We start from the raw sequence: 392 nt of genomic DNA, 5'->3' as shown, positions 1-392 counted from the left end.
GCTCAAAAGCCACTAATTCGCCAAACCCTTGATTTCCTTGCTCATCTGTTATTACAAATAGATCAAACGCTTTTTCTTCCAGGCGACCATAGCTCGTGACAAACGGCGTTTTTAAAGGCAAACGAACCTGATAGGTTTCAATTGATTGAATGTTCATTCAGATAGCTCCTTCCAATAACGCTGTCACCTTTTCATAGAAAATCGTTGGTTGTTCTAAATGGATACAATGTCCTGCTTCAGGAAAAATTGTCAGCCTCAACAACGGTTGACGTGCCTGCATTTTTTTCGCAATTCCAATAAATTTTTGATCTTCGCCGCCTACCAATAAATCGGTAGGAATCGGCTGCAATTCTGCTAGACGTTCCCAGTAACTCTCTTGCGCTCCTGTACCC

At 42.1% G+C, this 392-nt stretch carries 1 protein-coding gene; it reads right to left on the bottom strand.

From position 1 onward, the window contains the following. Positions 1-157: 157 nt before the first annotated feature. The coding region (locus tag IR135_RS11530; protein ID WP_416212708.1) for an alpha/beta fold hydrolase at positions 158-392 on the bottom strand (235 nt) is incomplete at its 5' end.

The organism is Jeotgalicoccus nanhaiensis (assembly GCF_015235105.1).
Lineage (GTDB): Bacteria > Bacillota > Bacilli > Staphylococcales > Salinicoccaceae > Jeotgalicoccus > Jeotgalicoccus nanhaiensis.
This window is presented reverse-complemented; position numbering and strand designations above follow the sequence as displayed.